General features: G+C 61.5%; 21 protein-coding genes. 16 read left to right on the top strand and 5 right to left on the bottom strand.

Features of this window, described 5'->3' with window-relative positions:
• The first annotated feature begins 241 nt into the window (after positions 1 to 241).
• From ACILSO_RS13515 to ACILSO_RS13530, 4 genes are read left to right on the top strand one after another with little or no spacing between them, the layout of a single operon-like run.
• Complete coding sequence (locus tag ACILSO_RS13515) at positions 242 to 1,486, top strand: DUF1552 domain-containing protein (RefSeq protein ID WP_395737949.1); 1,245 nt, start codon at positions 242 to 244, stop codon at positions 1,484 to 1,486.
• Positions 1,483 to 4,050, top strand: a complete 2,568-nt coding sequence (locus tag ACILSO_RS13520) for a DUF1592 domain-containing protein (protein WP_395737950.1) — start codon at positions 1,483 to 1,485, stop codon at positions 4,048 to 4,050. The genes ACILSO_RS13515 and ACILSO_RS13520 overlap by 4 nt, the downstream gene beginning before the upstream one ends.
• Entirely contained in the window at positions 4,050 to 4,589 is a 540-nt protein-coding gene (locus ACILSO_RS13525; RefSeq protein ID WP_395737951.1) for a heavy-metal-associated domain-containing protein, read from the top strand. The genes ACILSO_RS13520 and ACILSO_RS13525 overlap by 1 nt, the downstream gene beginning before the upstream one ends.
• A complete protein-coding gene (locus tag ACILSO_RS13530; protein ID WP_395737952.1) occupies positions 4,586 to 5,473 on the top strand; it encodes a hypothetical protein in 888 nt (295 codons plus the stop codon). The genes ACILSO_RS13525 and ACILSO_RS13530 overlap by 4 nt, the downstream gene beginning before the upstream one ends.
• Here the strand turns inward: ACILSO_RS13530 and ACILSO_RS13535 are convergent.
• The 4 genes from ACILSO_RS13535 to ACILSO_RS13550 all read right to left on the bottom strand — a co-directional run bounded on the left by ACILSO_RS13535 (position 5,439) and on the right by ACILSO_RS13550 (position 11,463).
• Complete coding sequence (locus ACILSO_RS13535) at positions 5,439 to 7,028, bottom strand: reverse transcriptase family protein (protein WP_395737953.1); 1,590 nt, start codon at positions 7,026 to 7,028, stop codon at positions 5,439 to 5,441. The genes ACILSO_RS13530 and ACILSO_RS13535 overlap by 35 nt on opposite strands.
• A gap of 304 nt (positions 7,029 to 7,332) precedes the next feature.
• Positions 7,333 to 9,033, bottom strand: a complete 1,701-nt coding sequence (locus ACILSO_RS13540) for a metal-binding protein (RefSeq protein WP_395737954.1) — start codon at positions 9,031 to 9,033, stop codon at positions 7,333 to 7,335.
• Positions 9,030 to 10,757, bottom strand: coding sequence for a hypothetical protein (locus tag ACILSO_RS13545; protein ID WP_395737955.1), 1,728 nt, complete (start codon positions 10,755 to 10,757; stop codon positions 9,030 to 9,032). The genes ACILSO_RS13540 and ACILSO_RS13545 overlap by 4 nt, the downstream gene beginning before the upstream one ends.
• 163 nt (positions 10,758 to 10,920) lie before the next feature.
• Complete coding sequence (locus tag ACILSO_RS13550) at positions 10,921 to 11,463, bottom strand: flavoprotein (protein WP_395737956.1); 543 nt, start codon at positions 11,461 to 11,463, stop codon at positions 10,921 to 10,923.
• A gap of 102 nt (positions 11,464 to 11,565) precedes the next feature.
• On the opposite strand from ACILSO_RS13550, the gene nrdR reads away from it, so the two are divergent.
• The 8 genes from nrdR (at position 11,566) to ACILSO_RS13590 (ending at position 17,974) form a co-directional block, all read left to right on the top strand.
• Entirely contained in the window at positions 11,566 to 12,054 is a 489-nt protein-coding gene (gene nrdR, locus ACILSO_RS13555; RefSeq protein WP_395737957.1) for a transcriptional regulator NrdR, read from the top strand.
• A gap of 8 nt (positions 12,055 to 12,062) precedes the next feature.
• Positions 12,063 to 12,416 (top strand): HIT domain-containing protein, encoded by a 354-nt coding sequence (locus ACILSO_RS13560; protein WP_395737958.1) that lies wholly within the window; start codon positions 12,063 to 12,065, stop codon positions 12,414 to 12,416.
• 107 nt (positions 12,417 to 12,523) lie between these two features.
• Positions 12,524 to 13,795: a porin gene (locus tag ACILSO_RS13565; RefSeq protein WP_395737959.1), complete on the top strand. Its 1,272-nt coding sequence runs from the start codon at positions 12,524 to 12,526 to the stop codon at positions 13,793 to 13,795.
• A gap of 79 nt (positions 13,796 to 13,874) precedes the next feature.
• Complete coding sequence (locus ACILSO_RS13570; RefSeq protein ID WP_395737960.1) at positions 13,875 to 14,309, top strand: hypothetical protein; 435 nt, start codon at positions 13,875 to 13,877, stop codon at positions 14,307 to 14,309.
• A gap of 174 nt (positions 14,310 to 14,483) precedes the next feature.
• Positions 14,484 to 15,614, top strand: a complete 1,131-nt coding sequence (locus tag ACILSO_RS13575; RefSeq protein WP_395737961.1) for a DUF3419 family protein — start codon at positions 14,484 to 14,486, stop codon at positions 15,612 to 15,614.
• Positions 15,614 to 16,249 carry a class I SAM-dependent methyltransferase gene (locus tag ACILSO_RS13580; protein ID WP_395737962.1) on the top strand — a complete coding sequence of 212 codons (636 nt, stop codon included), beginning with the start codon at positions 15,614 to 15,616 and terminating at the stop codon, positions 16,247 to 16,249. The genes ACILSO_RS13575 and ACILSO_RS13580 overlap by 1 nt, the downstream gene beginning before the upstream one ends.
• Positions 16,250 to 16,469: 220 nt before the next feature.
• Entirely contained in the window at positions 16,470 to 16,673 is a 204-nt protein-coding gene (locus ACILSO_RS13585; protein WP_395737963.1) for a hypothetical protein, read from the top strand.
• On the top strand, positions 16,670 to 17,974 hold the full coding sequence (locus ACILSO_RS13590) for an O-antigen ligase family protein (protein ID WP_395737964.1): 1,305 nt from the start codon (positions 16,670 to 16,672) through the stop codon (positions 17,972 to 17,974). The genes ACILSO_RS13585 and ACILSO_RS13590 overlap by 4 nt, the downstream gene beginning before the upstream one ends.
• Here ACILSO_RS13590 and ACILSO_RS13595 read toward each other — a convergent pair.
• A complete protein-coding gene (locus tag ACILSO_RS13595) occupies positions 17,949 to 20,030 on the bottom strand; it encodes an arylsulfatase (RefSeq protein WP_395737965.1) in 2,082 nt (693 codons plus the stop codon). The genes ACILSO_RS13590 and ACILSO_RS13595 overlap by 26 nt on opposite strands.
• Before the next feature lie 155 nt (positions 20,031 to 20,185).
• Here ACILSO_RS13595 and ACILSO_RS13600 point away from each other — a divergent pair, with 155 nt between their 5' ends.
• The 4 genes from ACILSO_RS13600 to tyrS all read left to right on the top strand — a co-directional run bounded on the left by ACILSO_RS13600 (position 20,186) and on the right by tyrS (position 23,667).
• The gene (locus ACILSO_RS13600) at positions 20,186 to 20,986 is read left to right on the top strand and encodes a hypothetical protein (protein ID WP_395737966.1); all 801 of its coding nucleotides are present in this window, start codon (positions 20,186 to 20,188) and stop codon (positions 20,984 to 20,986) included.
• Entirely contained in the window at positions 20,976 to 21,734 is a 759-nt protein-coding gene (locus ACILSO_RS13605) for a hypothetical protein (protein ID WP_395737967.1), read from the top strand. The genes ACILSO_RS13600 and ACILSO_RS13605 overlap by 11 nt, the downstream gene beginning before the upstream one ends.
• A 55-nt stretch (positions 21,735 to 21,789) precedes the next feature.
• Positions 21,790 to 22,302, top strand: a complete 513-nt coding sequence (locus tag ACILSO_RS13610) for a hypothetical protein (RefSeq protein ID WP_395737968.1) — start codon at positions 21,790 to 21,792, stop codon at positions 22,300 to 22,302.
• Positions 22,303 to 22,383: 81 nt separating this feature from the next.
• Positions 22,384 to 23,667 (top strand): tyrosine--tRNA ligase, encoded by a 1,284-nt coding sequence (tyrS, locus tag ACILSO_RS13615; RefSeq protein ID WP_395737969.1) that lies wholly within the window; start codon positions 22,384 to 22,386, stop codon positions 23,665 to 23,667.
• Positions 23,668 to 23,687 lie beyond the last annotated feature (20 nt).

A 23,687-nucleotide genomic window follows, 5' to 3' on the forward strand; every position in this document is an offset into this window, starting at 1 on the left:
CAAGCCTGCATCGACGACACCGCTTTCGCAGGGTGAAGTGTATTCTTCGGCCTCACCCTGCCATCCAGCCTGCGAAAAGCGGTGTGGCGCTGCGCTTCCCACCGCACTCCAAAACGCATCGCGCCCCCGTAGATTCTGGACCCATCGCAACCAAAAGGCTAAAATGCCTGCTATCCCCCCTTTCACCACGCGCCCTGCGTGACAGTGTTTTTCGTTTGCCCGCGTTTTATTTCTTCCCCTCATGAACCTCAATCTGCACCGCCCCATCTCACGCCGCACGCTGCTGCAGGGCACCGGCATCACGCTCGCGCTGCCGTTCCTCGAAACGATGCTGCGTGCCGGCGAAACCGCCAAGGTGCCGCGCCGCATGGTCGCCATCGAGACAAACATGGGCATCATTCCCCAGTTCTTCTTTCCCGAGAAAAGCGGGCGCGACTATGCGCTCTCGCCTTATCTGCAAAAGCTCGCGCAGCATCGTGAAAAGATGACCGTCTTCTCCGGCGTGAGCCTGCCCGGCGTCACCGGCGGCCATGCAGCGGAGCGATGCTTTCTCACCGGCACACCGCATCCGGATCGCGGCGGCTTCCGCAACTGGGTCTCGCTCGATCAATTTGCCGCCGAGCACATCGGCGTGGCCACGCGCCATCCTTCGCTCTCCTTGGCGATGGTCAGCGATGGCTCGCCCACGCTCAGCTACACCCGCAGCGGCGCGCCGATCCCCGCCGAGAAAAGCCCGAGCAAGCTCTTCCAGAAACTCTTCGTGCAGGGCAAGGCCAGCGAAGTGGAGGCCAATGTGGAGGCCCTGCGCCAGGGCCGCAGCATGCTCGACTTCGTGGGCAGCCAGTCCAAGCGCCTCAATCAAACGCTCACGCATGCCGACAAGCAGCGCATGGATGAATACTTCACCTCCGTGCGCGAGTTGGAAAAGCGCCTGCATGCCGCCGAGGAATGGGAGTACAAACCCAAGCCCGTCGTCAAAAGCACTGCGCCGGCAGACATCGACGATGCTCGCGAATTCGTGGCGAAATCGAAGCTAATGTACGACGTGATGAAGCTCGCGCTGGAGACCGACTCCACCCGCATCATCACCCTCTTCATCGACACCGGTGTCATTCACAACATCACCCATCACGGCAACCGCCCCGAAGCCCTCGCCGAGTTGCGCGAAAAAGAAGAGGCGCAGTTTGGCGCACTCAATGGCTTCCTCACCGCACTCGACGGCACGAAGGAGGAAGGCCAGACCCTGCTGGACCGCACGCAGGTGCTCTATGGCACGCCGATGGGCAGCGCGAATTCCCACAGCAATGTGAACCTGCCCGTGCTGCTGGCCGGTGGCGGCTTCAAGCACGGCCAGCATCTCGCCTTCGACACGCAGAACAACTATCCCCTGAGCAATCTCTACCTCTCCATGCTGCACCGCCTCGGCATCGAGACGAATGAATTCTCCACCGCCAAAGGCACGATGAAGGGACTGGAGCTGGCATGATGAAACCACTCGCCTTCGCCCTGCTCGCCGGTGCTCTGCATGCCGCCGAACCCGCCGCTTTTCTCGACACCCACTGCGTCGGCTGCCACGATGCGGACACGCACAAAGGCAATCTCGACCTCACCGCCCTGAAGCAGGATTTCGGCAACGCGGAGAACTTTGCCGCATGGGTGAAGATCCATGACCGCATCGAGTCCGGTGAAATGCCGCCCAAGAAAAAAGCGCGCCCGCCTGCCGCAGACGTGAAAGCCGTGACCACATGGCTCAATGACACTCTGATCAAAGCCGAGAAGCTCGATACCGCCGGCCGCACCGGCGTGCGCCGCCTCACGCGCAGCGAATATGAAAACACCGTGCGCGATCTCTTCGACATGCCGGGCATCGCCTTGCAGGCAGGCCTGCCCGCCGACGGCTCCGCGCATGGCTTTGACAACAACAGCGAAGCCCTGGACATCTCCCACGTCAATCTGGCGCGCTACATCGAGGCCGCGGACAAGACACTCGACATGGCCATCGCCACGCGCCCCACAGCGCCAAAGTCCGAGATCGTGCGGCTCTCGCTCGCACGCAATTACGAGCCCGACATCATGCTCATGCAGGGCGATGCCATGCTGCTGCGCGACAAGAAAATCGATCCCGCCTTTCCGCCCGCCGGCGAATACGGCCATGTCAATCAGGGCGCTCACGAGCAGCTCGGCATCTTTGACCGCATGAGCAGCGTGGGCGTCTTCCGCCATGAGGACGAATCCTGGAACGCCTACTTCCGCCACTTCGCCGCGCTCTATCCAGGCCGCTACAAGGTGCGCGCTTCATTCTACAGTTTTCAGTGGGACCAGGGAAAAATCCTGCCCTCGCGCGGCACCGAAGCCGCGCGCCTCTCCGTGGTGCAGTTCAATGAAAACGGCCGTGGCGGTCAGCACCCGAGCTACGTGCTCGGGTATTATGATGCACCTTCGCTGGAGTCGAAGATTCACAACCTCGATGTCTGGCTGAACTCCAAGGAAACCCTCGGCTTCAATGTCGCCTCGCTCGCACCCGTGGTCCTCTATCGCGTGGGCACCTGGGGGCAGAAGGACCGCACCATGGGCTACACCGGCCCCTGCATCGCCAATGATTGGGTAGAGATCGAAGGCCCGCTGCATGAGGTGTGGCCGCCCCGCGCGCACCAGCTTCTCTTTGGCGATCTGCCGCTCACCGAATTCAAAGGCCCACACCCGCCTGCGCGTAAAACCCTCAAGCAGGAAGTGATCGGCACCAGAAACAAACCCGAGCCTGAACCCGGCATCTGGACCGTGGAGCCCAAAGAACCCCTCGCCGCCGCAGACCACCTACTCGCTGACTTTCTGCCAAAGGCCTTTCGCCGGCCTGTGAGTGATGAAGTGCGCCAGCAATACGTCGCCCAGGCAGATGCGCGCCTCAAAGCAGGCGACAGCTTTGAAACGGCCATGCGCTGGGTGTACCGTGCCGCACTGTGCTCTCCCGATTTCCTCTACCACATCGAGCCACAGAAAAAGCTGGATGACGCCGCACTCGCCGCACGCCTCTCCTACTTCCTCTGGAATTCCGCGCCCGATGCCGAGCTGCTGCAGCATCCGCGCAACTTCAATGCGCAGGTCGAACGCCTCCTCAAAGATCCGAAATCCCAGCGCTTCATCGAAGACTTCCTCGGCCAGTGGCTTAAACTGCGTTCCATCGCCGCAAACGATCCCGACAAAAAACTCTACCCCGAGTTCAGCCCTTACTTGCAGGACAGCATGGTCGCTGAAACACGCGCCTACTTCCGCGAGCTGATCGAAAAGAATCTCCACACCGGTTATCTCGTGCAGTCAGACTTCGCCATGCTCAATGAAAAGCTGGCCGTTCACTACGGCATCTCCGGTGTCAGCGGTCCCGCAATCCGTCGTGTCGCCTTGCCGAAAGATTGCGCACGTGGCGGCTTCCTCACGCAGGCCGCTCTGCTAAAGGTCACCGCCAATGGCACCACCACCTCTCCCGTGGTACGCGGCGCCTTTGTGATGGCCCGCCTCCTCGGCAAGCCACCTGAACCCCCGCCGCCGAATGTACCCGCCGTCGAGCCAGACGTGCAGGGCGCCACCACCATCCGCGAACTGCTGGACAAACACCGCGCCGACGCCACCTGCGCCTCCTGCCACGCCAAGATCGATCCGCCCGGCTTCGCGCTGGAATCTTTCGATGTCATCGGCGGCTTGCGCGATCGCTACCGCTCCCTCAATGAGAAGAGCGATCCCGCACCGCGCGGCAGCATCGATCCCAAAATACCCATCAGCTTCAAGCTCGGCCCCAAGGTGGATGCGAGCGGCCAGTTCGCCGACGAACGCAAGTTCAGCGGCATCACCGATTTTAAAACCATGCTCGCTGCCGACAAACACACGCTGCTGCACAACCTCGCCCAGCAGCTCGTCATCTATGCCACCGGTCGCGACGTGGCCTTCGGCGATCGCGCCGCGCTGAATGACATCGTGGCGCGCGCCGAAAAACAAGGCGGCGGCATCCGCACCTTGATCCACGAAGTCGTCCTCAGCCCTCTTTTCCAAACCCGCTGATGAAACACCTGCTCCTCATCTTCAGTCTCATCGCGCTGCACCTGCACGCCGATGAATCCAAGCACCGCATCATCGGCCTCAGCGAACCTTCTCGCGAAGCAGATCTGCGCGAGCAGGTCAAAACCATGCCCGAGGTCGAACTCGCCGCTTTCAACTTCGACACCGCCGAAGTCACCTTCCGCTACGACGTGGCAAAGCTGATCACGAACTATAACGCGAAGAAGCCTCCGTCACCGGAGGCCATCACCAAACGCCTCGAAGACCTGCTGCGTGCCGCTTCCAACGGCGCCTTCATCCTCGCACCTCTCACCACGCTGCCTGCCGACAAGCTGCAAAAGCTGGAGATCCAGTGCGGCCTGCTCGACTGCAAAGGCTGCCGCTACGGCGCTTACATCGCCGTGGCAAAGCTCGACGGCGTCGAGCACGCCACCGTGAATGAGCACGCGCTCCTCACCGTGTTGATCGATCCCGCCAAGACCAACCGCGAGGCCCTCGAAGCAGCCCTGAAAAAAGCCCGCGTGGAACTCAAGCCACTATGAAAACCGCTCTGCTCTTCTGCCTCGCATCCCTGAGCTTGCTCGCGGACGAACTCCCAGACATCCGCAGCGTGCCAGCGGATCTCCAAGTGCCCGCGCTAAGCGAAGAAGCTCCAGCACCTGGCAAGCGCGTGAAGCACAAACTCGAAGGCTGGAAGAACACGGCGCTGTACAATGTGCTCTACCTTCCCACCGACTGGAAACCCGGCGTCAAAATGCCGGTGATCGTCGAACTCGCCGGCAACGGCAACTTCAAGAGCAAGCAGGGAGATGTAAGCACCGGCGTGCCTGAAGGCAGCAATCTCGGCTACGGCCTCTCCGCCGGCAAAGGCTTCATCTGGCTCTGCGTGCCATATGTAAATGGAAAGGGCGATGAGATCGCCATCACCTGGTGGGGCACACCGCCCACCTATGATCCCCAGCCCACTCTGAAGCATCTGCGTGAGGCGGTGAAATCCGTCTGCCACGAATTCGGTGGCGATGAATCCAAAATCCTGCTCTGCGGCTTCTCCCGTGGCGCGCTGGCCTGCAACTACCTCGGCCTTCATGATGAAGAAACCGCCAAACTCTGGTGCGGCTTCTTTGCTTACAGTCATTTCGACGGCGTGAAAACATGGCCCTACCCCGGCTCTGATCGCGAATCAGCGCTCGTGCGCCTGAAGCGCCTCGGCGCCCGCGCGGAGTTCATCTGTGGAGAAGGCTCCAATGCGCAGACCTCGGAAGCTTATCTGCGTCCCCTGCTTCCGGATGCCGACCTCACGTTCATGAGCACCGGATTCCTCAACCACAACGATGCATGGACCCTTCGCCCCAGCCCTGCGCGAGACAAAGCACGCGAGTGGCTGCAGCGCGTTACTTCTGGCCGCCCAGCAGGTCCCAAGCCTTGAAGAGTTTTTCGCCCTGCTGCGGGTTGATCATCTTCACGTAGCCCAGCATGCCGCTGACCCAGCCGGCAAAGTTGTCATGGCCGATGCGGTTCTGCGCCGGGATGCCCGTCTGCTTGGCCTGATGCAGGATCGCCCGCAAACGGCGGCGGGTTTTGCGATCTACATTGCAGCGGTCATTCACCACCACACCGGTGACGCTCTGCTGCGCATTGCGGCGCTGGATGCGCGTCTTCGCCTCATTGACCTCAAAATGCTCGTCCTTCACGATGTTGTGCAGGCGGCTAAGAATCAGCGCGGTGGCCTTGGCGGATTCGCCATGGGCGGAGAAGGTCAGGTCATCCGCATAGCGCGTATAGGTCCAGCCATGCTTCGCGGCCAGTGCTGCGAAGCGCAGGTCCAGCTTGCGGGCGCAGAGATTGCTCAGCGCCGGGCTGGTGCAGGCGCCTTGTGGCAATGCCCTCGGTCCATTGGCCACATGAAAGGTCTGCCCATCATAGCTCACCGTTCGTCGCGGGCACTCCGTGCATAGCAGAGCCAGCACCGTAGCCACCGCAGGTGAATACCCAAGCTGCTGAAAGATGCCCCGCACACGCGGAAAGGTGATGCTGGGAAAGAAATCCTTCAAATCCGCATTCAAGACCACATCCTTGCCCGTGTGAGAGCGCGCATTGGTCAGCGTGCCACGCTCACGCACGAAGCCATGCGCCACACCGCTCACAGGCACGCGCTCCAGAATGTTCTGCAAAATCCAGCGCTGGGCACGGGCGAGATCGGTATGCGGTGTGGAGATCTCGCGCATGCCACCGCTTTTCTTCGGAATTTGAAAGCGGATGTAGTGCGTGACCACCGCCACCTCCGCATGAAAGGCCAGCCAGCGCAGGCGCTTCACCGGAAACTCCAATGCAGCAGCGAGTTCCGCCGGAGTGGAGAGCACAGGCAGCTTGGCCTCCCGCAATTTTTCCACATGAGATCTGCGGTCTGCGAGTCCGCCGGAAACGCCACGGCCGAGGAAGATGATGTCTGTGGCTTTGCGATGCGCGATGCCCGCCTCGCGCTCCTCTTTACGTTTGGCGGCTTCAGCTTTCTTTTGGCGCTTCAGCTCAGCCTTTGCAGCTTTGTCGGCCATGACCGCCGCAGTGCCCTGGTGCTGTGCCCAGTCGTAACTCGGCCGCAGTTCATCCATCTTCTGCCCGATCTCGTGGATCTGCGTGAGTTCCTCCGGCGTGATGAGTCCTTCGCCCACCATCGCGCGATCAATCATGAGCGTGCGCGCATCTGTAACCGGCGGGATGACGCTCTGACGGCCAAAGGCGAACAGATTGCTCCACAGAGGTCGCCCCATGGCCTTGGCCTGCTGCTTCGTCTCAGCGCCCGAAATGCCCGCGAAGACATCGGAGTCGAGCTGCGCCAGCGAACGTTGGATGGGCCGCGGAGGCGTCGCTATGACCTGTGGCACGGTGTTGTGCCGGAGAATCGGCACCGTCCTTGGAAGCGGCGGGGGCTGGCTGGGCTGGTCGCGGCCGAGGAGTCGTCTGATGAGGCTGAGAAGTCCCATGGTTGTGTGCGGACCGAAGGAGATGTTTCGTAAATTTTCCGGGAGGGGCGCATGCGTCACTGACTACTTGCTCAGGACCAAGTCCGTTCACTCAGGCCCATGTGGGCACCCGACGCGTGTGAACGTTCGGGTTGCCTTGGCCAAGCGTCGGGTGCCCACATGGGCCATCCGAACAACGGGCTTGGGGATGCATGGACGGGCAGCTTCATTCGCGGCGGAACACCGCAAGGATGGTCTCAGTGAGCATGCGTCCCCTCTCGGGAAATGTGGAAAGATCTGGTTTCGGTTGTGGCGGCCTCCGTGGTTAAGGGTTCGTGCGAAGCCCCGACCAGAGCCTCTCATACAGAGAAGGCGTGCCTGGGTCAACGGGGTTCAAAAGTTTGCGGCGGAAAGCGATGAGGTGGCGGCATGGCCCTTTCCTCAGCCCTCCTTTGAAATGGTGGGAGCAGTCGCACTTCGCGCGGCGCATCATGCCATCGCGATCCAGCAGCAGCTCGACCTCGCGCTTTTGCACGGTGCCGGTGTGCAGCTTGGTGTCGTTGGGCGCATCGGTGCTGCTCAGCACACGGATCTCGCGGTCCTTGATCTCATGCGCAGCGCGAGCCTCGACGTTTTCCGGGCCAAGCTGTTCCTCTCCCAGCACCTGCGGCATGATCTGCCGCCAGCGATACACCTGATGCGGCAGATCAAAGATCACCTGCCCCGAATGCGCCAGATGCTTCAGCGCCGCAGTCGTCAGAGGTTCCGCAGCACCGCCAGCACTGACGAGCGTCGCCAGAGAAGCCGACTGCTGCTGCCTCAATGTTGCGGCGACCTTGTCGATCAAATCTTTCCCCGGCTCCTGCGGCGGCAGCAGCAGATCCAGAGCACTGCCACGCGTCCAGTCATTCGTGGTCCAGCCGGAAAGTCCCAGCGTGAGCTTCATCGGCCCCATGTGCGCGATCCACATGGACGGCAAACCGGTGCCAAGCAGACACACCTCCACACGATCAATCAGCGGCAGCAGCCGTGCCAGCGTCAGCAAACGGCGCACGCCCCACACACGAATCGGTTCCATCGACTGCGCACACAGCGGCGCGCCACGATCAATGATGCGCTGCTCCCAGGGCTCCAGCACCAGCTCCGGCGCACGCCCTTCCACCATCTCAAACCGCAACGCCCTCGGGCTGCGCTGCGCCTTATGCCGACGCAGCCAGGCGAGCAAGGAATACACGCCCTGTCGCGACAGCGTCACACGCCGCATCGGCAGCGTCATCGCGCCCTGAAGCTGCATGAAGCCACGCAGCCAGCCATTCGGCAGGTCGATCTTTTCCTCACGATAATCCTCTCCGCCCTGCACCTTCACCTCAAAGCCAGAGGGATCCACACTGAAGCGCGCGGGCTGATAAGTACGCAGCGTCTGGAAATGGTGAAACAGATCCCAGGAGTAATCCACATTCGTCGTCCCGCACTGCACGCCGCCAGCAGCGCTGAAACATTCATCGCGCTCCACACTGAGGCAGCCGTAGCTCGACTCATCCGCGCTGAAGCACTCAAAGAAGACCACATCCGGCGCCACGGTGATCACCGGATCGCAGGGCATGAGCAGCCGCCACAGCTCCTGATCATGGCGGCGCAGATGATCGGAGTACTTCAGCCGCGCGTTCCAGTAGCGCTTGCGGGCTTGGTCAAATTGCTTTTCAAAATCACGCGTCAAAGGCTGCTTGAGTTTGGATTCCACCTCCAGCCGTGCATCGCGCGCAGCCTCGGTGCGGATCGCACGCTCGCGCTGCTGCTCGCCTTTTTTCCATTCCTCGTAGGCCGTTTTGTCGCGCGGCTTGAAGCGCAGATCATTGATCACCACATCATGCAGCGCGGAGATGGCCTCGCGAAAGGTCAGCGGATTTTTCAGCGCCGCGTCAAAGGCCACCACGTCCCGTTTCAAATTCGGCGCCAGCGACACGATCTGCCCGCCGCCCGTTTCAGCGACATGACTTCGACCGCGATAAGCAAAGGTGATGTTCATGCGGCAGCCTTGAGTGGGTTTCCTGCTCCTGCCGGATTCAGCACCAGCTCGGGCAGCGCCGCAGTGATCGCGCTTTCCAGTTCGGGACGTTTCACCAGCAGCGTCATCACCGCCGCCAGCGCCGCGCGTGCCTCAGGTCCACGGATGGAGCGCACCGTCGCCACCAGCACTGGCAGCAATTTTTCATTCGGCGTGGCCGCCAGAGCCTCCGCGATCTGCCGCAGCGCCTTCAGCTTCTGCCTGCCACCGCGATGCACGTCCAGCAGCACACTCGTCCACACCGGTGCCAGATCATCGGCACCGACCGGCGGCTTGCCGGCACGCATCGTCAGTGCGTCGATCATGCGACCGCGCATATCCGCATACGGCGTCTCAGCCAGCCGGCTCCACAACGCGGCATCCGGCCAGCCGGGTGAAGTTTCCTGCTCCATCCAGGCCCACGCGCCCTCGCGGATGCCCGCATTGGCACTGTCAAAAAAGCGGCACACCACCGGCATCTGATAGACTTCCGCTGTGCCGAGCTGCGCCAGCGCCCAGCGCACGATCTCTCCGCCGATGCCGAGACATTGCGCCCGCCACAGGCCCGCGATCACCTCACGCTCGGCAGCATCACGCGGCGGTGTCTTCTCCAGCAAACGCAGCCCCAGCCGCGCGATCGGTGTGGCCTTTGCCAGCGCGATCTCCACTCGCTGCGCCAGCGTCACGCGCTCATCGCGCACATGCTTCAGCATCGCATCACAAAGAAGCTGAGCCACGCGCGGGTTCTCGCACTTCAGCAGCTTCAGCCATGTCTCCAGCGGCCAGTTGGCAGCCTCCGTGCACTCGGCCAACAGACGCGCGCCGTAGCTCTGCACCTCCTCATCGTCATGCGCCAGCATGCGTGTCAAAAGGTCCGCCGAAGGTGCTGCCGGCATGGTTTTGACCAGCTCCTGATGCCAGGCCAGCGCCCACACGCGCACCAGCCGCGACTGCGCCGCCACGATCAGTTCCAGCGCCGCCACCACACCGCCCGGCGTCCGCCAGTGCCTTGAAAACGCCGGCTCCGGCTTCAATACCCCCAGCGTCCGGCCTTCCTTCAGCACCGCACGCAGGCTGCTAAACTCCACCGCCTCGCTCTCGCCATGCAGCGCATGCATCAGGCTCCAACTGTCCAGCAAGTTTTCTCCCGCAGCCAGATCCGCGTCTTGAAAAGCGGCCAGCCCCGGTGCCACGGCCGCGAGGTATTGCGCACCATCTTTGAACCCCAGCTTGCGAAAGTAGCGCCACACCCGCCGCTGCAGATAATACCGCGTCCGAAATTTAAACAGACGAAACTTCTCCAGCTTCTTCGGCGTCAGATACTTCGACATCCCTTTCGTAAACACATTGCGCGGAGTCCGCAGGATCTCGGACTCGATCATCACCCGTGCCACCCGGTCATACTGAAATTCTTTGGCGCGCACACGCCGCACCAGCCGGTCAAACGCCATCAGGCAGCGCGCCATCACCGCATCATCCCCCCGCGCCTCTGCCGCCTTGAAGAGCCGCTTCACCACCACCTGATGTCCCGGTTTGTCGAACGGCAGCTCAAAGTAGCGCTGCATCATCGCCCGTGCCCAGGGCCGCGGATCGTTCTTCCATTTGTCCGCCAGACCCGCCAGCGCCTTCGGTTCCTTCATGCCCCGAATCGTCTCCAGAAAAGCATCCACCCCTGCACTGAGTTGTTCCTCAGCCAGCAGATGCATGCCCCGTTGATCGCTCGAATTTGCCACGTACGCCGAGTTTGGAAAAGAAGCGAAAAAGCGTCAACGAAAACCGGCACCAGTCTGCAAATTTTTTAGCCTATCTCTACAAGAGTTGCTGTCATTGCCTGCAAGATTGCTCCTCTCACATGAGGATCGTTGTCGGTTACCGCTTCGCGCTCAGCACCGTTTCAACCGCCTGCAAGATCACCTCCACCTCCGCCAGCCTGCCCACGCCCTCATACCCGCACGCCAGCATGCCAGACGCAGGCTCGACAAACTGCGCGCCAAAACCCCGCAGCGTCTCCACATTCTTCTGCGTGGCAGGGTGCTGCCACATCTTGCCGTTCATGGCAGGCGCAATCAAAATGGGCGCTCGCGTGGCCAGCGCGATCGCTGTGAGCGCATCATTCGCAAAACCATTCGCCATGCAGGCCAGAATATTTGCCGTGGCAGGCGCGACCAGCAGCAGCTCAGCCTCATCCGCGAGGTGGATGTGCCCCGGCTGCCAGCCCTCCTTTTCGGCAAACAAATCGCTGATGACCGGATTTTTAGAAAGCGTTCCCAGCGTGAGGGGCGTAACAAATTCCAACGCCGATTTCGTCAGCACGCAGGTCACGTTGTGGCCGGCCTTGGTAAGCTGGCTGGCGAGATCCGCCGCCTTGTAAGCTGCGATGGAACCGGTGACGCCTAGGATGATGCGGGACATGATTGGACGATAAACGCGAAAATCAGCCCGCAAAGCCCGAACTACGAAGCTGCTTGCCATCCGGCCCCCGAGAAAGCACATTCCCCACCCAACCACCCCCAGATGCGCTGCCCCAAATGCGGAAGCTCCCAGGATAAAGTGATCGACTCCCGCGAGGCGCGGGAAGGCCATGCCATCCGCCGCCGCCGCGAATGCATGAAGTGCGACTTCCGCTTCACCACCTACGAGATCGTGGAGCGCGAAGAACTCCGCGTCGTCAAACGCAACGGCGCCCGCGAAAACTTCAATCGCGACAAGCTCCTCGGCGGCGTCCGCAAATCTTGCGAAAAGCGCCCCGTCAAAATGGAGCAGCTCGAGCAGTTGGTGGACGACATCGCCAATGAACTCGAAGAGGAAGGCTACCGCGAGATCCCCAGCACCGTCATCGGCGCCAAAGTCATGCGCCGCCTGGAGAGCCTCGACCACGTGGCCTACGTTCGCTACGCCTCCGTGTACCGCCAGTTTGAGGACGTGGGCGAGTTCATCGATGAGATCAAGAGCCTCGGCGAGCGCCGTCCCCGCGATGGCCGCCAGCCGGAACTTTTCCGTTAATTTCCCCCATGAGCGAGAAGACCATTTTCCAGAAGATCATCGACCGCGAAATCCCCGCCCCGCTCGTCTATGAGGACGATCTGGTGGCCGCCTTCAACGACATCAATGCCCAGGCCCCGATCCACGTACTGATCGTGCCAAAGAAACTCATCCCCCGCGTCGGCGAAGCCGTGCCGGAGGATCAGGCCACGCTCGGCGCGCTGCTGCTGGCGGCGGGAAAAATCGCCGACAAGCTCGGCATCAAAGACCGCAGCAAAGGCTTCCGTCTGGTGATCAATCACGGCAAGGACGCAGGCGAATCCGTGCCCCACATGCACGTGCACCTGCTGGCAGGTCGCAGCCTGGACTGGCCTCCAGGCTGACCCCGGGTTCCCCCCCTCTTCAGGTCGTGTTTTAGAGACCCTGTCGTGCTGCGGCCTACATTGTGACGAAATCGTAACAATGATTGAATGGCATTCGTTGCACCTTCGTGCCTCCCCCCGTAGTTCGAATCCCCCGCGCCCGCTTTTCCCCGCCCAAGCTCCCTCTCGCCTTTCTGCTTGCCGGCCTGGCCCTGTCCGCACTCAGTTCCCTCGTCTCTGCGCAAACGGTGAATGGCAGCCTGGCGAATGCCGCTCTGGCCAGCGCCGTCACCAAAAAGCCCCCGGGCTCCATCTATGACCAGCTCTGGGCCCTGCCGGTGCTCTATGATGCAAAGACCGGCTTTCTGACGCGCTTTCAGCTTTATGGCATCCTGCAGGTTCAAGATGATCAAGGCTGGTCAAACCGGGGCAATTACGGCAGCCGCGACCGCGAGCAAGATTCACGCTGGGGGGACTTGGAGGTGCGCCGCCTGCGCCTGGGCTTCAAATCCAAATGGCTGGATGGCAAGGGCCGGCTGGACGGGCTGATCGATATCAACGCCGATTTCAATCAGTTCTACGGTCGCCTGAACATCCTGTTTTTTGAGTATGCCTTTTCCGACGCGCTGACGATGGGCATCGGCAAACATCAGGCGTACTTCGCCTTGGAGCGCACGACTTCTTCGCGCGAGATCCTGACCATCGAGCGCGCTCTGCTCACCGACGTGCTGTGGACGAGCTGGTACACGGGCATCTGGGCCAATGGCAAGGCCGGGAAGTATCAATGGAAGCTGGCTGCGTACGCCGGCGATGATGAGCGGGAGTTCACGACTTTCCACGGCGGCGCGCTTCTCCAGGCAGGTCTCGGCTATGATCTCAAGGAGGCGACGGGACTGGATCGCGCCACGATTTTCTTCGACTACCAGAAGGCCACGGCGGACACTTCCGTCAAGGGTGCCACCTTTGAAGGAGCGCCTGCCCCCTACCTGTTTGAGAGCGCCATGTCTCTGAACAGCAGCTGGGAAAAGGGCCCCTGGGGTTTCTACACGGACATCCTCCACGGTCACGGTCGTGGCTCTCAGGGAAATGTGTCTGGCATCATCCTCATGCCCACGTTTTTCGTCACCCAGAAGCTGCAGTTCGTGGGGCGCTATCAGTTTGCAGTGGGGGATAACGATGGCCTGCGCTTGTCCAGCCGCTATGACCGCCTGGCACCCTACATCACGGACAAAGGTCGTGGTGGCCAGTATCAGGCCCTGTACCTGGGGGCAAATTACTACTTTTATGGCCACAAGCTGAAGCTGATGACCGGAGTCGAATTCGTCAACCTGAGCGGCGGCGGCCACGGTGGCGGCTACAATGGCGTGAGCTGGTCCACCGCCCTTCGCATGTATTTCTAGCCGCCCCGGACAAAAAAATCCCGCCTTGGGTGCAACTTTGGCTTATGTTAGTGGTTTGAAAGACTGAATCCCGCCCGTCATGGACCCCCTCTCGCCCCAAGACCCCATCGCCAAACTGCTGGCCCAGGCCCGCAAGGTAGAGGTGCGTTCCAATTTCGCCCAGAACGTCGTCCGTGCTGCTCGTCAGACGCCGCAGGATCGTGGCTGGCTCGCGGCTCTGCGCCTTTGGTGGGAGGATGTCACCTTTGCAGCCCCGGCTGCCAAGTGGGCTTTCGCCACGGTCACCGTGGCCGCCCTCGCTCTGGCGCTCGTTATTTTCCAGACTCAGCCTGCGGCTGACACCCGTCTGGCGCAGCACACCGCACCTGCCATCACAGCTCCTGCGGACCTGCCCCTTCTCTCTGCCGTGGCGGCAGAGGCTCCTTGGGAGGCCACTTTCGACACCCAGGCTCTCCTGGCGGTGGACGATACCTCCCAGCTCTCAGACAGCGAGATCGGTTTCCTGCTCTATTAAAAATAGCAGGCAGGCAGGTTGTTCAGATGCGGTCAGTTCTGTGTGACGAAACAAACACACTCCCCTGCTGGCTCATTTTTGAGTTTCGCGTGATCACATGATCACTCCCTCGCGATCATGCTCAAAGAGTCCCCACCCCTCCGTTCGGTTCCGTTGTTGAAATCGGCTCACGACATGGTTTTCCGCCATGTTCACAATTCCAATCTCATCTACAACACCGCCTGGGAGGATCCGCGGCTCGACCGGCGGCTGATGCAGCTCGATGCCAGCAGCCGCGTGGTCATGATCACCAGCGCCGGCTGCAACGCCCTCGACTACCTGCTCGACAGTCCCGCTGAGATCCACGCCGTGGACATGAACTATCGCCAGAACGCCCTGCTGGAGCTCAAACAGGCGCTCATCCGTCAGGGCAGCTTTGAAGAACTGTTTGAGATGTTCGGCTTCGGTTCCCATGCTGAATACGTCTCCGTATATGCCGGGGTGCGCAGCACGCTTTCCGAGCCCGCGCGGAAGTTCTGGGACAGACGCATCAGCTTCTTCAATCCCACCAGCCTGAAGAAGTCTTTCTACTACCACGGCACCTCCGGCATCGCCGCGTATGTCATGGGCAATGCTCTTTTCAAGCTGCGCCCAAACGTGAAAAACTTCGCCACCTGCCTGCTCGATGCCCGTTCATTGGAAGAGCAGCGCAGCGCGTATGAACTCTTCGAGCGCGAGATCTGGGGCCCCTTCAGCAACTGGCTGCTGCGCCAGCCCACGCTCATGACACTGCTCGGCGTGCCTCGTCCGCAGATCAAACTCATCCAGGACTCCTACCCCGGCGGCCTCACCGACTATGTGAAGGACAAGCTGCGCCACGTTTTCACCGAGCTCCCCATCTCTGACAATTACTTCTGGCGCGTTTACATGACCGGCTCCTACACGCTGGGCTGCTGCCCCAATTATTTGAAGCAGGACAATCTGTCCGCACTGAAATCCCGCGTGGACCGCCTGAAAAGCTACACCACCACGCTCTCCGGCTTCCTCCGCGAATACCCCGGCCGCTACACACACTTCGTGCTGCTGGACCACCAAGACTGGCTGGCCGCGCATGACGTCGAGGCCCTGCGCGATGAATGGGAGCTCATCCTCAGCAACAGCGCCCCCGGTGCCAAAATCCTCATGCGTTCCGCAGGTGTGAATCTCGATTTCATCCCCGAAGCCATCCGCGCACGCGTGCGCTTTTTCCCCGATCGCACCGAGGCACTGCATCAGCTCGATCGCGTCGGCACCTACGGCAGCCTGCACTTTGCGGAGGTCCTGTGATGGATGCCACCACCGCCCCATCTCCTGCCGCAGGCGCCGCTCTGCAGCGCTACTACCAGTTCCATTCACGCATCTACGATGCCACACGCTGGAGCTTTTTGTTTGGTCGCGAGGATGCACTTCTGCGTGCGGCATGCGTGGCGACTCCCCGGCGCATCCTCGAAGTCGGTTGCGGCACCGGGCGCAATCTGCCGGGCCTCCGCCGGCGCTTCCCTCAGGCCCACATCACCGGTGTGGATCTCTCAGCGCAGATGCTCGCCATCGCCGCGAAAAAGGTGCGCGATGACAAAACCACCCTGCTCCAGCGCTCCTACTCCGCACCGGTGCACCAGGACGGCACGCGTTTCGATCTCGTGCTGTTTTCGTACGCATTGTCCATGTTCAATCCCGGCTGGGAGCAGGCCATCGATGCTGCCTGCGAGGACCTCGCCGAAGGCGGCTGCATCGCCGTGGTGGACTTTTCCCACTCCCGTTTCTCCTGGTTTCGCCGCTGGATGGGTCTGAATCATGTGCGCATGGAGGGACATCTCTGGCCCCATCTAAACCGCACGTTCATCCCCCTTCTGGACGAACGCTTCTCCGCCTACGGCGGCATCTGGGACTACGGCATCTTCCTCGGTCGCAAGCAGGCATAGAGCAGTTCTCGAAAAAATTGTCATTTTGACCGGCGAGCGCAGCGGCCCCCAGTGGCAAAGCGGGAGCGCCGTCTGCTATTTGAAAATAACAGGCAAGCGACCAACGCAGCCAATGGGGCCGCTCCGCCGCCCGGGCAATGTGACAAGATTTTTGAAGTGGGTCTAACTGTGGCGGAACTGTTTCGTGCAGTTCGCTAAAGCGGTCGCATGTTCAGGCGTCATGACTTGCATCCTCCTTCTCTTTGCGGTGATCGCACTGTCTGCCTTCATTCACTTTCTCCGCCGCTTCAGCATCGCCGGGCCCATGCGTGGCTGGAGCCGCACTCAGGGCCGCATGATCGCGGTGGGACAAGGTCCGGCGATGGCGGCGCTCACCTGCGCGCTGCTGCTTGTCCTGCTGGCCGCCGGATTCAGCCTCGCGTGAAAGCTCTGTCGCTTGTTCTCACCACCGAGTTCGCAACGCCCGCGTCGCGACCTTCGCTCCTCGGATCATGGGCGGCGCCCGCCGCAGTCATGGGCTTTGTGGCCGGTCATTCCTGCCTCCCCAATGGGTGGCTGCATCTTGGTTGGCTGTTGGTGGCAGGACTGGTGGCCTGTGCTTGGACGGACTGGAGACCGCAGCTCCTGCGCTGGTGCACGGATCCCGGAGCGCTGGCGGTGGCCGCTTTCCTTTTCTGGATGACCCTGCGCTCATGCCTGTCCGTCCACTCGCTGGATGAAATGAGGTGCGGCCTGCTCGGCCTCGGGCTGCTGGTGCTGTTCTGCGCCCTTGTCTGGCAGCAGTCAGACAAACGGGAATCTCTGCCAGCTACTGGTTGGACGCTGGGCATCACGAGCGCTCTTGCCGCGCTGCTCAGCATCGTACTGTCCTATTTCATTCTGCCAAATCATCAGGCGGGGGAGCGGCTCATGAATCTTCTCGTGCATGGCGGACTCAATCCGGTCTGCACAGGATTGATTTTTGGCTTCGCAGCACTGTGGCTCGCGACACTGATGGAGTATGCATTCACGCCCATGCCACGGTGGCTCGCATGGGCGGCCATCGCACTGCTGCATTTCGCAGCGTTTCTTTCAGGCAGCCGTGGTGCAATGCTGGCCCTGGTCTGCGGTCATGCAGCGCTTCTACTCGCTCGCGGCTGGCGGCGCGGCGCAGCGGCGGCCTGCGTGTTCGTCCTCTCGGGCATGCTCTACTTCAGCAGCGCACCGCTGTTCGCTCACATGGCCCAATGGCGCGCTGAATCCGCCGCAGCCGTCAGCCCGGGCGGCATCACGGATCACCTTCAAAAAGTGGTCGAACGTGGAGACAACTCGCGCCTCGAAATCTATCGCGCCGGATGGCATGCGGTGTCCAATGTCTGGACCGGCACCGGCCAATGGGGCGCACGTGACCTCTGGCAATGCGAGCTCCAGGCCAAAACCAACATCTGCATGATGTCGCACCTGCACAGCGCGTTCTTTGCCACCTTTGTGCATGGCGGCATCATTGGCACCGTCTTGCTGCTGATGTCTCTCGTCATCGGCATTCGCCGCGCATGCAGCCTCGCCGTTCGTGGAGATGCTACCTGGATCGCCCTTCTCGCTTTCGGCTGCGGCGGCCTGCTGTTTGATGGCGAGTCCCTCACCTCGCTGGCCACAGCGCCACGCTTCGAAGGACTCCTCTTCTGGCTGCCTTTGACGGTCGCTCTGGCGCGCGGATCACCTACTTCACCACGCGCAGATTCTTGAAGCCTGCTTCGCCATCAAACACGATCAGATTGATCTGCGTTTTCTCTTCCGCGATCACCGCATGCTTCCCGGTCGCCGTCACTCCAGCGATCTGCGCGGTGATCTGATCTCCCTTGAAGCTGACCCGCAACGTCTGCCAGTCCTTCGCGTTGAGTTTGATCTTCTGCCGGGCCAGCGGTTCCGTCTGGCTCTTGTCCTGTCCCTGATCGGGATTCTTCGTGATCTCAAGCACCGTGCTGCTCACCACGATGCGGAAGGAATGCTTGCCCGCCGTGTGAATGCGCAGCGAATGGCGTCCCGCCGTGTGCAGCTTCATCTCGTATTGCAGCGTGCCGTCAGCGATCGCCACAGGGCAGGTCAGCGTGGCTCCCTGCTCCTCCGTTTTTGGCGCGGGATTCCAGATCGCCTCATCATGCACCTGCCAGGTGCCGCGCGTCATGGTCCATGGTTTGGCCGGCAGCGCTTTGAAATCCTGCGTCATCACACTCTCTCCCGCCAGCGGGGCGATCTCCGCCTGCGCCTTCTTCTCAACGATGGGCGGCATCTCGCGGCTGTAACCACCATCGCGATAACGGTTCACCAGCGCACTCAGCTCCTTCACCACTTCAGGATGCTGTGCGCTGACGTCCGTCGCCTCAGCGGGATCATCCTTCAGGTTGTAAAGCTGCGGTTTGAACTGCGTCGCATGCGCCTTGCGGGCTCCGACCTTGATGTCGCTCACCGGCACGCCCTCGATCCATTTCCACGGCCCCTTGCGGATCGCGAACACACCATCGGAACTGTGGACAAACATGTGGTCGCGCGTGGGCGCGGCGTCTTTCGTGCCAAGAAAAGCCGGCAGCGCATTGAAGCTGTCTTCCGCACCGGTGGCAGCCGCAGGCAGCTTTTCACCCACGATGGCCGCTGTGGTGGCCAGAATGTCGGCGAGGCTGATCATGTCATCGCACACCGTCCCCGCCGGGATCTTCGCCGGCCAGCGGGTGATGAAGGGCACCTTGAAGCCGCCCTCCCACACGTCGTGTTTGCCCCCCTTGAGATCGCCGTTCACCTTGAGTCCCGCTTTGAAAGCCTGCGTCTGCACCGTTTCGCGCGTGGGCGTGAACACCCCGCCATTGTCGCTGCTCAGAATCACCAGCGTGTCTTTCGCGATGCCCTTGTCATCCAGCGCTTTCAAGACACCGCCCACGCTGCGGTCGAGTTCGAGAATCCAGTCACCATACGGCCCGGCCTTGCTCTTTCCGGCCAGGTCCTTCTCCGGCGTGACGGGATTGTGCACCGCCACCGGCGTGTAGTACAAAAAGAACGGAGCGTCCTTCTTCTGCTGCGCGATCCACTCCGCCGCCTTGGTGGTCAGCAGCGGCATCACGCGGTCATTCACCCGGCGCGGCGCATCAAGATCCAGAATCGTGGCCTTCCCGTTTTCCGTGTCTTCAGCGCCATAGGTGGCTTTGAAATTCGGATCATCGGAATCAGGCCCCTTCAGCTTCATGCCCGCGGGGATCTTGCCGCTGCGCAGCCCGTACACAAAACGGTTTTCCACATACACTCCCGTGAGATCGCCATGATTGCTCGGGACACCGAAGTGATAATCAAAGCCGAGGTCCAGCGGTCCTGGCGAAAGCTCCGCCGTGTAGTCCGTGCGCCATTTCAGCGAGCCATCATCCGTGCCATAGCCCAGATGCCATTTGCCGATCGCAGCCGTTTGATAGCCATGCTTTTTCAGCAGGGAGGCCATGTTCAGCCGCGTGGTCTCGATATGCAGCGGAGAAAAGGTGCCGAGCACCTCATGCGTAAGCGAGGTCCGCCAGCAGTACCGTCCCGTCATCACCGAATAACGCGTCGGGGAGCACACCGACGAAGTCGTGTTCGCATCCGTAAAGCGCCGCCCTTCTTTCGCCAGCCGGTCAATGTTCGGCGTCTGCACCAGCTTGCCATCCGCACCGTAGCAGCCCGCGCTGCCATAGCCGTAATCGTCCGCCAGAATGATGACGATGTTCGGAGTATCAGCGGCGAAAGCGGATGAAACGAAGAGGGCACAAAGGAGCAGAGAACGCATCGCCCCTTCACGAAGAATTCACATTCGACCTTTCGTGAATTCGCCGTGAACTGAGGTCCGGCGCATTGACCTCGTCCTCCCCGCGTCACAGAGTGCCCCCGCAGGCGAACCTCACCGCGCTCCTCCAAATGCCCACCCCGCTCACCTCCCGGCTCATGTCACTGGCCCGTGGCGAGACCGTCGGCCTCGTGAACTGGCTGGGAGAAAAATCCGTCCGTGCCATGCTGCCGCTGGTCGTGGGCATCATCGTGGGATGTGGCGCCTACGGCTTCGCCATCGGTCTGGGACGGGCGCCGCTGATGGCCTGCTTTGTCGCGGTGAAAATGCCGCTGCTCATCTTCCTCACGCTGGGCGTGAATGGTCTCATCAATGGCATGTTTGGCTCCCTCCTCGGCAGCGGCATGTCCTTCCGCCAGACCATGCAGGCCTGCCTGATGAGCTTTGCCCTCTTTGCTCTGATCGTCGGCTCCCTTGCACCCATCATTATCGCCATGGCGCTGGACCGTCCTGCAGATGGCACAAGGGATCTGGAAGGCTGGTACCGCGTGTTCCTGCTCAGCAACACCGCCGTCATCGCCTTCGCCGGCATCATCGCCAATCACAAGCTGCTGCGCCTCATCGAGGCCTTTTCCGGCAGTGCCGCCGCCGCCCGGCGCACCTTGGTGGCATGGCTGGCGGGCAATCTCTTCGTCGGTGCCCAGCTCTCCTACATCCTGCGCCCCTTCTTCGGCAATCCGTCTCTGGAAGTCGAGTTCCTGCGCCCTGACCCGTTTCACGGCAACTTCTATGAGGCAGTCTGGACCATGATCCAGGCAAGCCTGCCGGACGGCATGGCGGGGGTCCTGTTGCACCTCTTCGCGCTCATGGCTCTCGTCGCCTGGCTTTTCATTCGTGCCGTCAACCGCACCTCCGCATCCCGTCCCAACCCATACTCCACCTCACGCCATGAACCCTGAAATCACACCCACCCCGCCGCCCCCATTGCCGAATCCGACACATAACTCCGCCAAACTGGAGCTTCAGCCCCTCGGCGCACCCGCCTCTTTCGTGGTGGTGATCGAGGCCCTTCTGAGGCATCCCGGACGCATCCTGAATGAGTGCAAACAGCGTAGCAGCAAGGTCCCCCTCATCCTCCTCGTGGCTGCGGTGCTGGGTCTCGCCGTCTTCGGCGCCCTGCTCGGCACCTTCTCCGGCGGTACCCAATACTGGGCCTCTCCCGTCAAAGTCGTCGGCGGGGTGCTCGCCTCCCTGATCATCTGCCTGCCCAGCCTGTATATCTTCAGCGCCCTCGGCGGCATCGAGGCACGCCTTCCGCAGGTCGTGGGCATGCTGCTTTCCATGATGGCGCTGACCGCCCTGCTGCTGCTGGGTTTTACCCCCGTGGTGTGGATCTTTTCCCAATCAACCGAATCGGTGGGTTTCATGGGCTTCCTGGTCCTCGCCTTCTGGGTTATCGCGCTCCTCTTCGGCTTCCGGTTGCTGGTGTCGGCCGCCGGGACTTTTGGCATGACCGGAGGCCTCTACCTCACGATTTGGATGGGCATCTTCCTTGTCGTCACCCTGCAGATGTCCACCGCCCTCCGGCCGCTCATCGGCACCGCCACGACCCTCCTGCCGGAGAAAAAGATGTTTTTCCTCGAGCATTGGATTCAGGAAACGGGAGGCACCGCCAATTCCTCTGGGAATGCGCATTACGGGCGCTGATCATTGCGCCTTTCCCATTGCGACGGCCCGCGCACGCTTCACAGTGTCAGTCGTCATGTCACGCCGCGCTCACATCTCCATCGCCCTCTGCCTTCTCAGCCTCTTCATCACCGGCTGTGAGACCACCGGCCTCTCTCCGCAGCAGGCCTCCGCCGTCGAGGCTCGCAATCGTCAGATCGCCATGGAGCCGCGTGGAGATTATTACATCGGCCGCCGTTTCTACATCAATCACACCCATCTCTGGGGCTACCTCCGCCGCCCGGGCGAACCCTGGGCAAACTCCAAGCTCGTCATCATGAACGAGCGCTACCAGAAGATCCCCTACCGCCTGCCAGAGCAGCCGACCGACGGCGGCTATGCCTACGGTGACGACCACAACGCCGAATACACCATGTGGGGCCGCTACACCGGCCGCAAGGTCTTCGACCCCAACAGCAACCTCGTCCTCCCCGAGTTCGAGCTGCGCCGCTGGGAAGTCCGCAATGAATCTCCCGGCTGGCTCTTCAGGCCGAACGAAAAATTCAACGGCTCCCAGCTTCTCCGTGCTGAGCCGGGCTCCACGCCCTAAAAAGCGACGTCCCCCATTGAACTCGCACGATCTTCCCATTCGGGAATTCGTCATTCTGCATTCGTCATTTTCCCTCTTCTCATGCCCACGACCGACCTGATCGCCGACCTCGAATGGCGCGGCCTGCTCAAGCAGTGCAGCGACCTCGAAGCCCTCAAGGAAGCCCTCAAAACCCAGCAGACCTTCTACTGCGGCTTTGACCCCACCGCAGACAGCCTCCACATCGGCAACCTGCTCCCTCTCATGGCCCTGCGCCGCGTACAGGAGCATGGGCACAAGGCCATCGCCATCGTCGGCGGCGGCACCGGCCTGATCGGCGATCCCAGCGGCAAGGCCAACGAGCGCACCCTCAACACCCCCGAGACCGTCGCGGAATTTGTGAAGCGCATCGAGGCACAGATCCGCAGCATCCTCGTCCCCGAACAAACCATTGTGGAAAACAACGCGGACTGGATCTGCAAAATGAGCGCGGTGGAACTACTCCGCGATGTGGGCAAAAACTTCACCATCGCCTGGATGCTGGCGAAGGAGTCCGTCAGCGCCCGCCTGGAAAGCGGCATCTCCTTCACCGAGTTCACCTACATGATCCTGCAGGCCTACGACTTCGTGGTCCTCAATGAGCGCCATGGCTGCACCGTGCAGATCGGCGGCAGCGACCAGTGGGGCAACATGACCGCGGGCATCGACCTCGTTCGCAAGATGCGCGATCAGCGCAGCCTGCCCGAGCAGCGCACGTTTGTCGTCACCTTCCCGCTCATCACCACCAGCTCAGGCAAAAAATTCGGCAAGTCCGAAGCCGGCGCCATCTGGATGGACGCGAAGAAGACCAGCCCCTATGCCTTCTACCAGTTCTGGGTGAATTCCGAGGACCCCGACGTGCCGCGCTTCCTGCGCCAGTTCACACTGCTCTCGCACGAAGAGATCGAAGCCATCGAGGCCGAACACAATGCCAATCCCGGACAGCGCAGCGGCCACAAGCGCCTCGCCGCCGAAGTCACCCAAATGGTGCATGGCGAAGCAGAGCTGCAGAAAGTCATCCTCGCCTCTCAGGCCCTCTTTGGCGGTGCCGATCTCGCCACAGCCGATGTGGACACACTCATCGAAGCCACCGCTTCCGCCCCGAGCACCAGCGTGGAGTTGAGCGCCATCCCGCAGATCGCCGACCTCCTCGTCACCCTCAGCCTCGCCACGTCCAAAGGCGATGCCGGCCGCCTCATGAAAGGTGGCGGCTTCTACATCAACAACGTCCAGGTCCCCGCCGGCGAAGTCCCCGTGCTCACCTCCGAAAATTTCCTCGGCGGCAAGCTCTGCATCCTCCGCAAAGGAAAGAAAAGCTACGCGACTGTGCGGGCGGCTGGAGTGTGAGGCACGCTTGCGCAGGCGTC

Source organism: Prosthecobacter sp., from assembly GCF_044226605.1.
Classification (GTDB): domain Bacteria; phylum Verrucomicrobiota; class Verrucomicrobiia; order Verrucomicrobiales; family Verrucomicrobiaceae; genus Prosthecobacter.

Excerpts from the sequence above, each read along its gene's own strand:
- ACILSO_RS13515 (WP_395737949.1), top strand. The coding sequence starts at position 242 with ATGAACCTCAATCTGCACCGCCCCATCTCACGCCGCACGCTGCTGCAG.
- ACILSO_RS13520 (WP_395737950.1), top strand. The coding sequence starts at position 1,483 with ATGATGAAACCACTCGCCTTCGCCCTGCTCGCCGGTGCTCTGCATGCC.
- ACILSO_RS13525 (WP_395737951.1), top strand. The coding sequence starts at position 4,050 with ATGAAACACCTGCTCCTCATCTTCAGTCTCATCGCGCTGCACCTGCAC.
- ACILSO_RS13530 (WP_395737952.1), top strand. The coding sequence starts at position 4,586 with ATGAAAACCGCTCTGCTCTTCTGCCTCGCATCCCTGAGCTTGCTCGCG.
- ACILSO_RS13535 (WP_395737953.1), bottom strand. The coding sequence starts at position 7,028 with ATGGGACTTCTCAGCCTCATCAGACGACTCCTCGGCCGCGACCAGCCC.
- ACILSO_RS13540 (WP_395737954.1), bottom strand. The coding sequence starts at position 9,033 with ATGAACATCACCTTTGCTTATCGCGGTCGAAGTCATGTCGCTGAAACG.
- ACILSO_RS13545 (WP_395737955.1), bottom strand. The coding sequence starts at position 10,757 with ATGCATCTGCTGGCTGAGGAACAACTCAGTGCAGGGGTGGATGCTTTT.
- ACILSO_RS13550 (WP_395737956.1), bottom strand. The coding sequence starts at position 11,463 with ATGTCCCGCATCATCCTAGGCGTCACCGGTTCCATCGCAGCTTACAAG.
- nrdR (WP_395737957.1), top strand. The coding sequence starts at position 11,566 with ATGCGCTGCCCCAAATGCGGAAGCTCCCAGGATAAAGTGATCGACTCC.
- ACILSO_RS13560 (WP_395737958.1), top strand. The coding sequence starts at position 12,063 with ATGAGCGAGAAGACCATTTTCCAGAAGATCATCGACCGCGAAATCCCC.
- ACILSO_RS13570 (WP_395737960.1), top strand. The coding sequence starts at position 13,875 with ATGGACCCCCTCTCGCCCCAAGACCCCATCGCCAAACTGCTGGCCCAG.
- ACILSO_RS13575 (WP_395737961.1), top strand. The coding sequence starts at position 14,484 with ATGGTTTTCCGCCATGTTCACAATTCCAATCTCATCTACAACACCGCC.
- ACILSO_RS13580 (WP_395737962.1), top strand. The coding sequence starts at position 15,614 with ATGGATGCCACCACCGCCCCATCTCCTGCCGCAGGCGCCGCTCTGCAG.
- ACILSO_RS13585 (WP_395737963.1), top strand. The coding sequence starts at position 16,470 with ATGACTTGCATCCTCCTTCTCTTTGCGGTGATCGCACTGTCTGCCTTC.
- ACILSO_RS13595 (WP_395737965.1), bottom strand. The coding sequence starts at position 20,030 with ATGCGTTCTCTGCTCCTTTGTGCCCTCTTCGTTTCATCCGCTTTCGCC.
- ACILSO_RS13600 (WP_395737966.1), top strand. The coding sequence starts at position 20,186 with ATGTCACTGGCCCGTGGCGAGACCGTCGGCCTCGTGAACTGGCTGGGA.
- ACILSO_RS13605 (WP_395737967.1), top strand. The coding sequence starts at position 20,976 with ATGAACCCTGAAATCACACCCACCCCGCCGCCCCCATTGCCGAATCCG.
- ACILSO_RS13610 (WP_395737968.1), top strand. The coding sequence starts at position 21,790 with ATGTCACGCCGCGCTCACATCTCCATCGCCCTCTGCCTTCTCAGCCTC.
- tyrS (WP_395737969.1), top strand. The coding sequence starts at position 22,384 with ATGCCCACGACCGACCTGATCGCCGACCTCGAATGGCGCGGCCTGCTC.